This is a genomic window from Salmonella sp. 2020_1459 (assembly GCF_043847915.1).
GTDB classification, from domain to species: Bacteria; Pseudomonadota; Gammaproteobacteria; order Enterobacterales; family Enterobacteriaceae; genus Salmonella; species Salmonella enterica.
On the sequence record NZ_JBCMFA010000010.1, the window covers coordinates 1 to 14,210 of the forward strand.

Genomic DNA, 14,210 nt, shown 5'->3' on the forward strand with positions numbered 1-14,210 from the left:
TGGCGGCACTAGCGCGGTGGTCCCACCTGACCCCATGCCGAACTCAGAAGTGAAACGCCGTAGCGCCGATGGTAGTGTGGGGTCTCCCCATGCGAGAGTAGGGAACTGCCAGGCATCAAATTAAGCAGTAAACTGATGTAAAAATCAGTGGTTGTAAAAGAATTCGGTGGAGCGGTAGTTCAGTTGGTTAGAATACCTGCCTGTCACGCAGGGGGTCGCGGGTTCGAGTCCCGTCCGTTCCGCCACCCTAATTAGGGGCGTAGTTCAATTGGTAGAGCACCGGTCTCCAAAACCGGGTGTTGGGAGTTCGAGTCTCTCCGCCCCTGCCAGAAATAATCCTTAGCATCTGCTAAGGATTTTTTTTTGCCTAAAATTACCTGATTATCTGATCAGGTAATCGTGAGTTCCCTTCCTTTTCTTTTCATCATTTTCATTGTTCATCCAGCACATCCGTTTTTAACAGATCGCAGATCAGCGAGTATTTATCGCTGTTTTGCAGCCAAATGGCGTATAGCGGCCGTGAAAGCGTTGCGCTGTCGGCAACGGTATGTAATCCGCCCTTTTCATTTGCCCAGTTTACAGGAAGCCAGCTACAGCCATTTAATGCGCTAAGCTGCTGTCGGGCGAGTTCGGCTGAGCTGGTTGTTAATACCGGCACTTCATCTGCTGCGATCAGCCCGGTTTCATGCTGTTGGAAGTCTGGGCCCCACTCCAGCCGCAGATAATTGAGTTCTGATTTCTTACGGGCAGGGCTGCTGCAATATAACGCCAAAGTGAAGTGCCCTAACAGCTGACTGCTGAACTCATCCATTTTGGGCGCTTCGGTAGTAATGAGGAGATCAAGCTGGCGCTCATGAAGTTGCTTCACAAGCGATTGCCGTTGAGCGATTCTGGCTTCGAATTGCAGGCCGCTTTGTGGCTCCTGTAGTTGGTACAGTCGCCCCAGCCAGGCGTTAAGCATACACTCCCATAAAGACGCGCTGGCGCCGATGGAAAACTCGTTATGGCGTGAGGTATGCGCCACCTCTTTACGTGCCGCCTGCCACGTATTCATCAGCGTTTCCGCATACGGTAAAAGTTTTTCGCCAGCCGTGGTTAAACGGATATTGTTTCTGTGCCGCGTAAAAAGGTTTACGCCCAGTTGATTCTCCAGTTGCCTGATACGAAAGCTCACCGCGGATTGCGTCAGGTAAAGTGCTTCTGCGGCCCGCCCGAAATGGCGTGTCCGGCTAACTTCCAGGAAAGTTTTTAACAATTCCGTATCCACTGTGCTCTCCACAAAATTATTTGTCGTTATGATTTAAATGTTTTGTTTTACACTCTGTCAAGCGTAACTAATACTCCGCGCCATAAATAGCTCAGACAAAGAATTAGGAGCGTGCAGGATGGCGGAAAGCTTTACGACGACTAATCGATATTTTGACAATAAACATTATCCACGTGGATTCTCTCGTCACGGTGATTTCACGATTAAAGAGGCACAACTGCTTGAGCGTCATGGTCATGCCTTTAATGATCTGGATCTTGGCAAGCGTGAGCCTGTGACTGAAGAAGAGAAGCTGTTTGTAGCGGTATGTCGCGGTGAACGCGAGCCGGTAACGGATGCAGAACGCGTCTGGTCCAAGTATATGACGCGTATCAAGCGTCCAAAACGCTTCCACACCTTGTCTGGCGGCAAGCCGCAAGTTGAAGGCGCAGAAGACTACACCGAAGCTGATGATTAATAAAAAGGGCGTAATGCCCTTTTTTTACGCCAACAGCTTTTGCAAATGAATTAACAACCTGTCTATCGCCCGATAGCTTACCGCTTCCTGCAAATGCTGACGTGAGATCTGGTCAGCCAGTTCTATGTCGGCAATGGTTCTGGCCACTTTTAGTAAACGCTGCCAGGCGCGAATGGATAACCCAAGATGCACCAGCGTGTCTTCAAGCCAGCGAGCGTCATCGTGATGCAAAACACAATATTTTTGGATTTCGCGACCCTCCAGACGCGCGTTTAACTTCTTCTGGCGTCGGTACTGCCGTTCATGGGCGGCGATGACCCGCTTTTTTACCGTAGCGCTGTTCTCACCCTTTGAGGCGTGTTGGCTAAGAATCCCGGGCGGAGGAAGCGGTATCTCAAGCGAAAGGTCAAAACGATCAAGAAACGGGCCTGACAACCTATTAAGGTAACGTAGTGTCTGTTCTGGCGTGCAGCGATTATGGTTTCCCTGATAATGTCCGGTCGGGCTCGGATTCATTGCGGCGATTAACTGGAACCTGGCAGGGTACGTTATTTTCGCTCTGGTACGGGATAAATGAATTTGGCCGGATTCTATAGGTTCGCGTAGCGCATCCAGTGTGCGTCGTTCAAATTCAGGCAATTCATCAAGGAACAAAATTCCGTTGTGCGCCAGCGATATCTCTCCCGGGGCGGGTATTGCGCCGCCGCCGACCATAGCAGTAAGTGAGGCGCTATGATGAGGTGAGCGAAAGGGGCGTTGCTGCCATCGTTTTTGTACCGTATCGGCATTAACCAGACTGAGGATCGCGGCGCTTTCCAACGCCTCCTCATTGCTTAATGGTGGAAGAATCCCGCTCAGTCGACTGGCCAGCATGGTTTTACCCGTACCCGGCGGGCCGATCAATAGCAGATTATGTCCCCCTGCCGCTGTAATCTCCAGGCCGCGTTTACCCTGCTCCTGACCGATCACATCGCGAAGATCGGCAGTTGCGGTAGGCGATGCCATATCCTGAGCTAAAGGTCTTTCCAGGGCGTGTTTCCCTTCCAGAAAGGCGCAGACGGTTTGTAGATGATCGGCGATAAAACATCCTTCTTTGCTGATAAGCCCAACCTCCGCCGCGTTCTCTGTTGCGACGATAATATTTCTGCCGGCCCTGATGGCTTCCGTTGCACTTGATATTGCGCCAGGAACGCCGCGTAATGCGCCTGTAAGCGCTAACTCACCCACCAGCTCATATGCCTCAAGATTCGACGCTGTAAGCTGCTCAGACGCGGCCAGAAGCGCAACAGCAATAGGCAGGTCATACCTTCCACCCTCTTTCGGTAGATCGGCTGGAGCAAGGTTAATGGTTATTTTTTTAGCCGGAAATTCATATCCGCTATTAATAATCGCACTACGTACCCGGTCACGCGCCTCTTTTACCGTGGTTTCCGGTAGGCCAACCATGGTTAATCCCGGTAATCCATTACTGATATGCACCTCTATAGTGATAGGCGGCGCATTGACGCCAAGTGCGGCGCGGGTATGAACAATCGCCAGTGACATAATCCCTCCTGTTACGTGGATTATGCGGAATAGAAGAGAAAATCGAATTACTGACTTTTTGTTTTTTAGCGACTGCTTCCTGAATTTTGGCGTCATTTTCAGGTAAGAAACATCAAACTGGAAGAACGCTCGCAGAAGCGAAAAGAAGGAAAACAGGATGTAGAGTGCGCCAAAAGGGGGAGGAAAACGTGAAAATTTTTCAGTTGCTAATTTTTCTTATAAAAAACAAAGCACTTTTAGGCATTCACCTGCATTATCTGAAACGTGGTTAAAAAAATATCTTGTGCTATTGGCAAAACCTATGGTAACTCTTTAGGTATTCCTTCGAACAAGATGCAAGAATAGACAAAAATGACAGCCCTTCTACGAGTGATTAGCCTGGTCGTGATTAGCGTGGTGGTGATTATTATCCCACCGTGCGGGGCTGCACTTGGACGAGGAAAGGCTTAGAAATCAAGCCTTAACGAACTAAGACCCCCGCACCGAAAGGTCCGGGGGTTTTTTTTGGCCTGAAAAACTTAAGCGAGGAGCAGAGCGTGAATAACAGCATAAAATTCTGTTTCTCAAGATTTACGACGGGGATGTAACTATGAACGGGGCACAGTGGGTGGTACATGCTTTGCGAGCGCAGGGGGTGAAAACCGTATTTGGTTATCCTGGCGGCGCAATTATGCCGGTTTACGACGCGTTGTATGACGGTGGTGTGGAGCATTTGTTGTGCCGACACGAACAGGGTGCCGCAATGGCGGCAATCGGTTATGCCCGTTCTACCGGCAAAACCGGTGTTTGTATCGCCACCTCCGGCCCTGGCGCCACTAACCTGATCACTGGCCTGGCGGATGCGTTGTTAGATTCGGTCCCCGTCGTCGCGATCACGGGTCAGGTTTCCGCCCCGTTCATCGGCACCGATGCGTTCCAGGAGGTGGATGTGTTAGGGCTGTCGCTGGCCTGCACCAAACACAGCTTCCTGGTGCAGTCGCTGGCAGAGTTGCCGCGCATCATGGCGGAGGCTTTTGAAGTCGCCAACGCTGGCCGTCCCGGACCCGTTCTGGTGGATATCCCGAAAGATATCCAGTTGGCCAGCGGTGAGCTGGAACCCTGGTTTACTACCGTTGATAACGAAGCGACTTTCCCGCAGGCTGATGTGGAACAAGCGCACCAGATGCTGGAACAGGCGAAAAAACCCATGCTGTACGTCGGCGGTGGTGTTGGTATGGCGCAGGCGGTTCCGGCGCTGCGTAAATTTATCGCGGTAACGCAAATGCCAGTTACCTGCACGCTGAAAGGGCTAGGGGCTGTTGAAGCTGATTATCCGTACTATCTGGGCATGCTGGGAATGCACGGTACTAAAGCGGCTAATTTCGCGGTGCAAGAGTGTGATTTACTGATCGCAGTGGGTGCACGTTTTGATGACCGGGTGACCGGTAAGCTGAATACGTTTGCGCCGAACGCCAGCGTGATCCATATGGATATCGACCCGGCGGAAATGAACAAACTGCGTCAGGCACACGTCGCGTTGCAGGGCGATTTAAATTCGCTGTTGTCGGCATTACAGCAACCGCTGAAGATCGACGCATGGCGTCAGTCCTGTGCAGAGCTGCGCGCAGAACACGCCTGGCGCTATGATCATCCTGGCGAGACTATCTATGCGCCGTTGTTGTTGAAGCAATTGTCGGAACGCAAACCCGCAGACAGTGTGGTGACGACGGATGTGGGGCAGCATCAGATGTGGTCAGCCCAGCATATGACTTACACCCGCCCGGAAAATTTCATCACTTCCAGCGGTCTGGGGACGATGGGATTCGGCTTACCGGCGGCCGTTGGCGCGCAGGTAGCGCGACCGAATGATACTGTTATCTGTATCTCCGGTGACGGCTCCTTCATGATGAATGTTCAGGAGTTGGGCACCGTAAAACGCAAGCAGTTACCGTTGAAGATAGTCTTACTCGACAACCAGCGGTTAGGGATGGTTCGACAATGGCAGCAACTGTTTTTCCAGGAGCGATATAGCGAAACCACCCTGACCGATAACCCCGATTTTCTCATGCTGGCCAGCGCCTTCGGCATTCCAGGCCAGCACATTACTCGTAAAGACCAGGTTGAAGCGGCACTCGACACGATGTTGGCAAGCGAAGGGCCGTACCTGCTTCACGTCTCAATCGACGAACTTGAAAATGTCTGGCCGTTGGTGCCGCCTGGCGCCAGTAACTCTGAAATGCTGGAGAAATTATCATGATGCAACATCAGGTCAATGTATCGGCACGCTTTAATCCAGAAACCTTAGAACGTGTTTTACGCGTGGTGCGCCATCGTGGTTTTCAGGTGTGCTCCATGAATATGGAAGCCGCGACCGATGCGCAGAATATAAATATTGAATTGACCGTTGCCAGTCCCCGGTCGGTCGACTTACTGTTTAGTCAGTTAAGTAAACTGGTAGATGTTGCGCATGTCGCAATCTGCCAGAGCGCTGCCACATCACAACAAATCCGCGCCTGAGCGCAAAAGGAAGAAAAATGACGACGAAAAAAGCTGATTACATTTGGTTCAATGGCGAGATGGTGCGCTGGGAAGACGCGAAGGTTCACGTAATGTCTCACGCGCTGCACTACGGTACGTCGGTATTTGAAGGGATTCGGTGCTACGACTCTCACAAAGGCCCGGTAGTGTTTCGTCATCGTGAACATATGCAGCGCCTGCGCGACTCAGCAAAAATTTATCGTTTTCCGGTTTCCCAGAGTATTGATGAGCTGATGGAAGCCTGCCGCGAAGTGATCCGCAAAAACAACCTGACCAGCGCCTATATCCGTCCGTTGGTATTTGTCGGCGATGTCGGTATGGGCGTTAACCCGCCCCCGGGATACACCACTGACGTCATCATCGCCGCGTTCCCGTGGGGGGCATACCTGGGCGCCGAAGCGCTGGATCAGGGGATCGATGCGATGGTTTCTTCCTGGAACCGCGCTGCGCCGAACACCATTCCGACCGCCGCCAAAGCGGGCGGGAACTATCTTTCCTCACTGCTGGTGGGTAGCGAAGCGCGCCGCCACGGCTATCAGGAAGGCATCGCCCTGGATGTAAACGGCTATATCTCCGAAGGCGCAGGTGAAAACCTGTTTGAGGTAAAAGATGGCGTGCTGTTTACTCCGCCGTTTACCTCTTCCGCGCTGCCAGGCATTACTCGCGACGCGATTATCAAACTGGCGAAAGAGCTGGGTATTGAAGTGCGCGAGCAGGTGCTGTCCCGTGAATCGCTGTATCTGGCCGACGAAGTGTTTATGTCCGGAACCGCGGCAGAAATTACTCCGGTACGCAGCGTTGATGGTATCCAGGTAGGTGAAGGCCGTTGCGGCCCTGTTACCAAGCGTATTCAACAAGCCTTCTTTGGTCTCTTCACTGGAGAAACCGAGGATAAATGGGGCTGGTTGGATCCGGTAAATTCATAATAAATAAAATTAATATTTTCCCAAAATAATTTGCGTCACAGGAAGGCGGTAACGCAGCGAATCCCCAGAAGCTTACTGTAGTAAGTGACTGGGGTGAGTGAGGCAGCCAACGCACCTGTGGCGTGAAGTATGAAGGGAAAAGATGGGGAGTAAATAAAGCATGCCTAAGTACCGTTCCGCCACCACCACTCATGGTCGTAATATGGCGGGTGCCCGCGCGCTGTGGCGCGCCACCGGAATGACCGACAGTGATTTTGGCAAACCGATTATCGCCGTGGTGAACTCATTCACTCAGTTTGTGCCGGGTCACGTTCATCTGCGCGATCTCGGTAAGCTGATCGCCGAACAGATTGAAGCTTCCGGCGGGGTGGCGAAAGAGTTCAACACTATTGCCGTGGATGACGGGATTGCCATGGGGCACGGGGGTATGCTCTATTCACTGCCGTCGCGCGAGCTGATCGCCGACTCCGTTGAGTACATGGTGAACGCTCACTGCGCTGACGCGATGGTGTGTATCTCCAACTGCGACAAAATCACCCCAGGGATGCTCATGGCCTCGCTGCGCCTGAATATTCCGGTGATCTTTGTCTCCGGCGGACCGATGGAAGCCGGGAAAACCAAGCTTTCAGACAAAATTATCAAGCTGGATCTGGTTGATGCCATGATTCAGGGAGCGGACCCGAAAGTCTCTGACGATCAAAGTAACCAGGTGGAGCGCTCCGCGTGTCCAACCTGCGGCTCCTGCTCCGGCATGTTTACCGCTAACTCCATGAACTGCCTGACCGAAGCGCTGGGCCTGTCGCAGCCGGGCAACGGCTCGCTGCTGGCAACTCACGCTGACCGTAAGCAGTTGTTCCTCAATGCCGGTAAGCGGATTGTTGAACTGACTAAACGCTATTACGAGCAAAACGACGAAAGTGCACTGCCGCGTAACATCGCCAGCAAAGCCGCGTTTGAAAACGCGATGACGCTGGATATCGCGATGGGCGGTTCGACCAACACCGTTCTTCACCTGCTGGCGGCGGCGCAGGAAGCGGAAATCGACTTCACCATGAGTGATATCGACAAGCTGTCCCGCAAGGTGCCGCAGCTGTGTAAAGTGGCGCCAAGTACCCAGAAATACCATATGGAAGATGTTCACCGTGCCGGCGGTGTGCTGGGTATTTTAGGCGAGCTGGATCGCGCCGGGCTGCTGAACCGCAACGTGAAAAACGTATTAGGCCTGACGTTGCCGCAAACGCTGGAACAGTACGACATCACGGTTACGCAGGACGAAGCGGTTAAAAAAATGTTCCGTGCTGGCCCTGCCGGTATCCGTACTACCCAGGCGTTCTCGCAGGATTGTCGCTGGGATTCGCTGGATGACGACCGCGCAGCGGGTTGCATCCGCTCGCTGGAATATGCCTATAGCAAAGACGGCGGTCTGGCGGTGCTGTATGGCAACTTCGCCGAAAACGGCTGCATTGTGAAAACCGCAGGCGTGGATGACAGCATCCTTAAATTTACCGGCCCGGCTAAAGTGTATGAAAGCCAGGACGACGCGGTAGAGGCGATTCTCGGCGGCAAAGTAGTGGAAGGCGATGTAGTCGTGATCCGCTACGAAGGGCCGAAAGGCGGGCCGGGAATGCAGGAAATGCTCTATCCGACCAGTTTCCTGAAGTCGATGGGGCTGGGCAAAGCCTGCGCGCTCATCACCGATGGGCGTTTCTCCGGCGGTACTTCGGGTCTTTCCATCGGCCACGTCTCGCCGGAAGCGGCCAGCGGCGGCACTATTGCGCTGATTGAAGATGGCGACACTATTGCGATTGATATCCCGAACCGCAGCATTCAGTTGCAGTTGAGCGAGGCTGAAATCGCCGCACGCCGCGAGGCGCAGGAAGCTCGTGGCGACAAAGCCTGGACGCCTAAAAATCGTCAGCGTCAGGTTTCGTTTGCCCTGCGTGCCTACGCCAGCCTGGCGACCAGCGCCGATAAAGGCGCGGTGCGCGATAAATCGAAACTGGGAGGTTGATGATGGCGGAATCTCAACCACTGTCAGTCGCGCCGGAAGGGGCGGAGTATCTGCGCGCGGTGCTACGCGCGCCAGTATACGAAGCGGCGCAGGTGACGCCGCTGCAAAAAATGGAAAAGCTCTCGTCACGTCTGGATAACGTTATTCTCGTCAAACGCGAAGACCGGCAGCCGGTACATAGCTTTAAGCTGCGCGGCGCTTACGCGATGATGGCCGGATTGACCGAAGAACAAAAAGCCCACGGCGTGATTACCGCGTCGGCGGGCAATCATGCGCAGGGCGTGGCGTTCTCCTCCGCGCGGCTTGGCGTGAAGTCGCTGATCGTCATGCCAAAAGCAACGGCGGATATTAAAGTCGATGCGGTACGCGGTTTTGGCGGCGAAGTGCTGTTGCACGGCGCTAATTTTGATGAAGCGAAAGCGAAAGCTATTGAGCTGGCGCAGCAGCAGGGTTTTACCTGGGTGCCGCCGTTTGATCACCCAATGGTGATCGCCGGGCAGGGCACGCTGGCGCTGGAACTGCTTCAGCAGGATTCGCATCTCGATCGTGTCTTTGTGCCGGTTGGCGGCGGCGGCCTGGCGGCGGGCGTAGCGGTACTGATCAAACAATTGATGCCGCAAATCAAAGTGATTGCCGTCGAAGCGGAGGATTCCGCCTGCCTGAAAGCGGCGTTGGAAGCCGGTCATCCAGTGGATCTCCCGCGCGTTGGGTTATTTGCTGAAGGCGTGGCGGTAAAACGCATCGGCGACGAAACCTTCCGCCTGTGCCAGGAATATCTCGACGACATTATTACAGTCGATAGCGACGCTATCTGCGCGGCGATGAAAGATCTGTTTGAAGATGTGCGTGCGGTGGCGGAACCGTCCGGCGCGCTGGCGCTGGCGGGGATGAAAAAATATATCGCCCAGCACAATATTCGCGGCGAACGGCTGGCGCACGTCCTTTCCGGCGCCAACGTCAACTTCCACGGCTTGCGCTATGTGTCTGAACGCTGCGAGTTGGGGGAACAGCGCGAAGCGCTACTGGCGGTGACCATTCCGGAAGAAAAGGGGAGCTTCCTCAAATTCTGTCAGTTGCTTGGCGGGCGTATGGTCACCGAATTTAACTACCGTTTTGCCGACGCGAAAAATGCCTGTATTTTTGTCGGCGTACGCGTCAGTCAGGGGCTGGAGGAACGAAAAGAGATTATCACCCAACTGTGCGACGGCGGTTATAGCGTAGTGGATCTCTCCGACGATGAAATGGCGAAGCTGCATGTGCGCTATATGGTCGGCGGGCGCCCCTCCAAGCCATTACAGGAGCGTTTGTATAGTTTCGAATTTCCGGAGTCGCCCGGCGCGTTGCTCAAATTCCTGCATACGCTTGGCACGCACTGGAATATTTCGCTATTCCATTACCGCAGCCACGGTACCGATTATGGCCGCGTGCTGGCGGCGTTCGAGTTAGGCGATCATGAGCCGGATTTCGAAACCCGGCTGCATGAGCTGGGCTATGAATGCCATGATGAGAGCAATAACCCGGCGTTCCGGTTCTTTCTGGCGGGTTAATTCAGCGTCTAGTTTTTCAGGCCCACAAAGTAAAGTGGGCCTGATATCCAGATATGATCTTCCCTCAGTTATTGGGCTTTTCTGCCAGCCCGGAGCATCCACTCATTTAATTTTGCGAGACGTTTTCCAGAAGGCGCCCAATCTGCTTGTGGTGAAACTCGGCTCACCATATCGTTAGCACCGCCATCACTTGCACCTGTTAAAAACAATGTATAAAATTTTATACACAAGGATGTTATGTTACTCACCCGAGCTCTCTCCAATGAAAAAGAAATTCGATGGGTGGGATCTTCTCTGGATGATCTCCTGGCTTTTCCCATAACGGTACGTAAAGCAGTCGGTTATCAGCTTCACAAAATTCAGTATGGAATTGAACCCGATGACTGGAAACTGTTTTCAGAAATTGGGGCTGGGGTAAATGAAATTCGGATTCGTGACAACAATGGTATCTATCGCGTTATGTATGTCGCTAAGTTTGAAGAAGCACTCTACGTTTTGCATAGTTTCCAAAAACAGACGCAACAAACCAGTCAGCACGATAAAAACATCGCCAGAACGCGTTATAACCGGGTGGTGCAACAACGGAGAAACAGCTTGTGATTGCCAAAACTGATAGTGATATTCGCCATGTGACGCCATCTGGCGGTAATGTTTTTGCTGATTTGGGGTTTGATAAGCAGGACGCAGAAAAGTTTTACGCTGATTCCCTGAGTGAAATCGAAAACACGTTAGCCATTAAAGAACAGCTCATGGAAGAAATTACCCTCTGGATTACGCGAAACCAGATGAAGCAAGCCGAGGTTGCTACAGTTTTGCATATATCCCGACCGCGCGTTTCGGATGTCGTCAACAAGAAATGCAGCAAATTCACCATTGATGCTCTGGTGAATATGCTTAGCCGTATTGGGAAGCCTGTTCGGGTAATGGTAGGGCCGTAAAACTAATTCGGTAAAATCTTCCAGAACGCATCAATCAGCGGCTCATGCAGCCGCTTTTTTTGCGCGCAGACGCCAAGCTCAAACGGTGTTTTTTCATCGCTGCGCTCTAAAATCATTACGCGATTACGTACCGGCTCCGGGCTGTTTTCCAGCACCACTTCCGGCAGCAGCGCCACGCCGCAGCCCAGTGCCACCATTGAGACCATCGCTTCGTGACCGCCGACGGTGGCGTAAATCTGCGGATTGCTGATTTTATGGCGGCGGAACCATAGCTCAATGCGGCGGCGTACCGGCCCCTGATCGGCCATGATAAACGGCACCGTTGACCAGTCGGGCTTATCAACCGAAACCTGATTGCGCACCGGGCAGGGCAGCGCCGGGGCGATCAGCACCACTGCCAGATTCTCCAGCATCGAAAACGCCACCGCGCCAGGCAGCGTTTCTGGTTTGCCGGCGATTGCCAGATCGGCCTCGCCGGTGACTACTTTTTCCATCGCATCGGCGGCGTCGCCGGTGGTGAGCTTAATTTCCACCGAGGGATGCTCGGCGCGAAAACGGTCGAGGATTGGCGGCAGGTGGCTGTATGCCGCGGTCACTGAACAGAAGATATGGAGTTCGCCGGAAAGGGACGGCCCCTGCTGATCGAGGGTATGGCGCAGCTGCTGGTACTGCAAAAGCGTCTGTTGGGCAAACACTCGCAGCTCTTCACCCGCTTCGGTCAGCGTGACCGTACGGTTATCGCGCACAAACAGCGGCTGGCCGAGATCTTCTTCCAGCCGCTGAATCTGCCGGGAGAGCGTGGAGGGGCTGACGTGCATCGCCCGCGCGCTGCGGCCAAAGTGGCGGCTTTCCGCCAGATGCAGGAAGGTTTTTAGATCGCGTAAATCCACAGACAGACCTCCGGTTTTTGACGTTGCATAAACCGCAACATAACGTTGTGAATATATCAATTTCCGCAATAAATTTCCTGTTGTAATGTGGGTTCATTCGCACAGATAGCAATCTGTAAACCGAACAATAAGCGCGACACACAACATCACGGAGTACACCATCATGGCTAACTACTTTAATACACTGAATCTGCGCCAGCAGCTGGCGCAGTTGGGTAAATGCCGCTTTATGGGCCGCGACGAATTCGCCGACGGCGCGAGCTACCTTCAGGGTAAAAAAGTGGTCATCGTCGGCTGCGGCGCGCAGGGGCTGAACCAGGGCCTGAACATGCGTGACTCCGGTCTGGACATCGCCTACGCCCTGCGTAAAGAAGCGATTGCTGAGAAGCGTGCTTCCTGGCGTAAAGCGACCGAAAACGGCTTCAAAGTGGGTACCTACGAAGAGCTGATCCCGCAGGCTGACCTGGTAGTTAACCTGACGCCGGACAAACAGCACTCCGACGTGGTGCGTTCCGTACAGCCGCTGATGAAAGACGGCGCGGCGCTGGGCTACTCCCACGGCTTCAACATCGTGGAAGTGGGCGAGCAGATCCGTAAAGACATCACCGTGGTGATGGTGGCGCCGAAGTGTCCGGGCACCGAAGTACGTGAAGAATACAAGCGTGGCTTCGGTGTGCCGACGCTGATCGCCGTTCACCCGGAAAACGATCCGCAAGGCGAAGGCATGGCGATTGCTAAAGCCTGGGCGGCGGCGACCGGCGGTCACCGTGCGGGCGTACTGGAGTCTTCTTTCGTGGCGGAAGTGAAATCCGACCTGATGGGCGAGCAGACCATCCTGTGCGGTATGCTGCAGGCCGGTTCTCTGCTGTGTTTCGACAAGCTGGTGGCAGAAGGCACCGACCCGGCTTATGCGGAAAAACTGATTCAGTTCGGCTGGGAAACCATCACCGAAGCGCTGAAGCAGGGCGGCATCACCCTGATGATGGACCGTCTGTCTAACCCGGCGAAACTGCGTGCTTACGCGCTGTCCGAACAGCTGAAAGAGATCATGGCGCCGCTGTTCCAGAAACACATGGATGACATCATCTCCGGCGAATTCTCTTCCGGCATGATGGCTGACTGGGCTAACGACGATAAGAAACTGCTGACCTGGCGTGAAGAGACCGGCAAAACCGCGTTCGAAACCGCGCCGCAGTTTGAAGGTAAAATCGGCGAGCAGGAGTACTTCGATAAAGGCGTGCTGATGATTGCGATGGTGAAAGCGGGCGTTGAGCTGGCGTTCGAAACCATGGTCGATTCCGGCATCATCGAAGAATCCGCTTACTACGAATCACTGCACGAACTGCCGCTGATTGCCAACACTATCGCTCGTAAGCGCCTGTACGAAATGAACGTGGTTATCTCCGATACCGCAGAATACGGTAACTACCTGTTCTCTTACGCTTGCGTACCGCTGCTGAAACCGTTTATGGCGGAATTGCAACCGGGCGATCTGGGTAGTGCTATCCCGGAAGGCGCGGTAGACAACGCACAGCTTCGCGACGTGAACGACGCAATTCGTAGTCATGCGATTGAGCAGGTAGGTAAGAAACTGCGCGGCTATATGACGGATATGAAACGTATTGCGGTAGCGGGTTGATATACCTTGTCGGGTGGCGCTAGCGCCACCCGGTTTTTTATTTGCGATACAATACCTTAATGATGTGGTAACCGAACTGGGTATGCAGCGGGCCGGTTGGCTCCAGTACCGGGCAGGAAAAGACTACTTTATCGAATGCCGGAACCATCTGGCCCTGACGAAATTCGCCTAAATGACCGCCTTTTTTACCGGATGGGCAGATAGAATGCTTCTTCGCCAGCTTCTCAAAATCGCCGCCGTTTTTAATTTGCTCCAGAAGATCTAAAGCCAGTTTCTCTTCTTTTACAAGGATATGCAGTGCTGCTGCCATTTTTGCCATTATTGTGTTCTCACGTCGCAAAGATTGGCCGTCACTTTATCACTCCTTAGGCCGTCAGACATATACTCTTCGCCATTACAGGACAGATGTCCCGCCTGATTTAATGAACCGGGAGATAAGCGGCATTTTTAGCAGGCGTATTTCGGATGTGCGG

The 14,210-nt window shown here is 53.4% G+C and carries 15 protein-coding genes, 2 tRNA genes and 1 rRNA gene; 14 read left to right on the plus strand and 4 right to left on the minus strand.

Annotation, left to right across the window (positions count from 1 at the left end):
* The 3 genes from rrf to ACH0VJ_RS21090 all read left to right on the plus strand — a co-directional run.
* Window positions 1–114 (plus strand): 5S ribosomal RNA (gene rrf / locus ACH0VJ_RS21080); the annotation flags it as partial.
* Window positions 115–168: 54 nt separating this feature from the next.
* Window positions 169–245 (plus strand) — tRNA-Asp (locus tag ACH0VJ_RS21085).
* A gap of 8 nt (window positions 246–253) precedes the next feature.
* A tRNA-Trp gene (locus ACH0VJ_RS21090) sits at window positions 254–329 on the plus strand.
* A gap of 101 nt (window positions 330–430) precedes the next feature.
* Here the strand turns inward: ACH0VJ_RS21090 and hdfR are convergent.
* Window positions 431–1,279: an HTH-type transcriptional regulator HdfR gene (hdfR, locus tag ACH0VJ_RS21095; RefSeq protein ID WP_001541181.1), complete on the minus strand. Its 849-nt coding sequence runs from the start codon at window positions 1,277–1,279 to the stop codon at window positions 431–433.
* A gap of 106 nt (window positions 1,280–1,385) precedes the next feature.
* Here hdfR and maoP point away from each other — a divergent pair, with 106 nt between their 5' ends.
* Window positions 1,386–1,724, plus strand: coding sequence for a macrodomain Ori organization protein MaoP (maoP, locus tag ACH0VJ_RS21100; protein ID WP_000840996.1), 339 nt, complete (start codon window positions 1,386–1,388; stop codon window positions 1,722–1,724).
* A 24-nt stretch (window positions 1,725–1,748) separates the two neighbouring features.
* Here maoP and ACH0VJ_RS21105 read toward each other — a convergent pair whose 3' ends face one another.
* Entirely contained in the window at window positions 1,749–3,269 is a 1,521-nt protein-coding gene (locus tag ACH0VJ_RS21105; RefSeq protein ID WP_000050212.1) for a YifB family Mg chelatase-like AAA ATPase, read from the minus strand.
* A 351-nt stretch (window positions 3,270–3,620) separates the two neighbouring features.
* Between ACH0VJ_RS21105 and ilvL the strand changes: the two genes are divergently transcribed.
* The 9 genes from ilvL to ACH0VJ_RS21150 all read left to right on the plus strand — a co-directional run bounded on the left by ilvL (window position 3,621) and on the right by ACH0VJ_RS21150 (window position 11,208).
* The gene (gene ilvL, locus ACH0VJ_RS21110; RefSeq protein ID WP_001311244.1) at window positions 3,621–3,719 is read left to right on the plus strand and encodes an ilv operon leader peptide; all 99 of its coding nucleotides are present in this window, start codon (window positions 3,621–3,623) and stop codon (window positions 3,717–3,719) included.
* Between the two features lie 86 nt (window positions 3,720–3,805).
* Entirely contained in the window at window positions 3,806–3,856 is a 51-nt protein-coding gene (ilvX, locus tag ACH0VJ_RS21115) for a peptide IlvX (RefSeq protein ID WP_192930503.1), read from the plus strand.
* A gap of 2 nt (window positions 3,857–3,858) precedes the next feature.
* Window positions 3,859–5,505, plus strand: coding sequence for an acetolactate synthase 2 catalytic subunit (ilvG, locus tag ACH0VJ_RS21120; protein ID WP_001012558.1), 1,647 nt, complete (start codon window positions 3,859–3,861; stop codon window positions 5,503–5,505).
* Complete coding sequence (gene ilvM, locus ACH0VJ_RS21125) at window positions 5,502–5,765, plus strand: acetolactate synthase 2 small subunit (protein ID WP_000983260.1); 264 nt, start codon at window positions 5,502–5,504, stop codon at window positions 5,763–5,765. The genes ilvG and ilvM overlap by 4 nt, the downstream gene beginning before the upstream one ends.
* Window positions 5,766–5,782: 17 nt before the next feature.
* Complete coding sequence (gene ilvE / locus ACH0VJ_RS21130) at window positions 5,783–6,712, plus strand: branched-chain-amino-acid transaminase (protein WP_000208532.1); 930 nt, start codon at window positions 5,783–5,785, stop codon at window positions 6,710–6,712.
* A 160-nt stretch (window positions 6,713–6,872) separates the two neighbouring features.
* Entirely contained in the window at window positions 6,873–8,723 is a 1,851-nt protein-coding gene (gene ilvD, locus ACH0VJ_RS21135) for a dihydroxy-acid dehydratase (protein WP_001127427.1), read from the plus strand.
* 2 nt (window positions 8,724–8,725) lie between these two features.
* Window positions 8,726–10,270 carry a threonine ammonia-lyase, biosynthetic gene (gene ilvA, locus ACH0VJ_RS21140; RefSeq protein WP_001518457.1) on the plus strand — a complete coding sequence of 515 codons (1,545 nt, stop codon included), beginning with the start codon at window positions 8,726–8,728 and terminating at the stop codon, window positions 10,268–10,270.
* Between the two features lie 282 nt (window positions 10,271–10,552).
* On the plus strand, window positions 10,553–10,870 hold the full coding sequence (locus ACH0VJ_RS21145) for a type II toxin-antitoxin system RelE/ParE family toxin (RefSeq protein WP_023196385.1): 318 nt from the start codon (window positions 10,553–10,555) through the stop codon (window positions 10,868–10,870).
* Window positions 10,867–11,208 carry a helix-turn-helix domain-containing protein gene (locus ACH0VJ_RS21150; RefSeq protein WP_000560822.1) on the plus strand — a complete coding sequence of 114 codons (342 nt, stop codon included), beginning with the start codon at window positions 10,867–10,869 and terminating at the stop codon, window positions 11,206–11,208. Before ACH0VJ_RS21145 ends, ACH0VJ_RS21150 begins: the two co-directional genes overlap by 4 nt.
* A gap of 2 nt (window positions 11,209–11,210) precedes the next feature.
* On the opposite strand, the gene ilvY is transcribed toward ACH0VJ_RS21150, so the two are convergent.
* Window positions 11,211–12,098 carry an HTH-type transcriptional activator IlvY gene (gene ilvY / locus ACH0VJ_RS21155; RefSeq protein WP_000365798.1) on the minus strand — a complete coding sequence of 296 codons (888 nt, stop codon included), beginning with the start codon at window positions 12,096–12,098 and terminating at the stop codon, window positions 11,211–11,213.
* 163 nt (window positions 12,099–12,261) lie between these two features.
* Here ilvY and ilvC point away from each other — a divergent pair, with 163 nt between their 5' ends.
* The gene (ilvC, locus tag ACH0VJ_RS21160; RefSeq protein WP_000024933.1) at window positions 12,262–13,737 is read left to right on the plus strand and encodes a ketol-acid reductoisomerase; all 1,476 of its coding nucleotides are present in this window, start codon (window positions 12,262–12,264) and stop codon (window positions 13,735–13,737) included.
* A gap of 37 nt (window positions 13,738–13,774) precedes the next feature.
* Here ilvC and ppiC read toward each other — a convergent pair whose 3' ends face one another.
* The gene (ppiC, locus tag ACH0VJ_RS21165; RefSeq protein WP_001096806.1) at window positions 13,775–14,056 is read right to left on the minus strand and encodes a peptidylprolyl isomerase PpiC; all 282 of its coding nucleotides are present in this window, start codon (window positions 14,054–14,056) and stop codon (window positions 13,775–13,777) included.
* Window positions 14,057–14,210 lie beyond the last annotated feature (154 nt).